1 protein-coding gene is annotated in these 208 nt (G+C 57.7%); it reads right to left on the reverse strand.

The window, feature by feature from the left end:
* The coding region (locus tag CQ12_RS45505; RefSeq protein ID WP_198164365.1) for a hypothetical protein at positions 1 to 208 on the reverse strand (208 nt) is incomplete at both ends.

Consider the following 208-nt stretch of genomic DNA (forward strand, 5'->3'; position numbering starts at 1 on the left):
TGGAGGATCGTTTTGCCGGCCTCGGGATTCATTACGGCAAGCATGGCCTTCGATCCCGCCTCTTGCGGCGAAATGCCCGATGACCGCAACGTTTGGAAGACAGCCTGAAACTGCGCGCCGAGATTTTGTTGAGCAATGCTCTGCGGGTCAGTGCGATTTCCAGTGATCGCGCCAAGGATCGAGCCGCCATTGCCGATGCTCTGAAAGC

Origin of the sequence: Bradyrhizobium jicamae (assembly GCF_001440395.1) — a bacterium.
In the GTDB taxonomy this organism is placed as follows: Bacteria; Pseudomonadota; Alphaproteobacteria; order Rhizobiales; family Xanthobacteraceae; genus Bradyrhizobium; species Bradyrhizobium jicamae.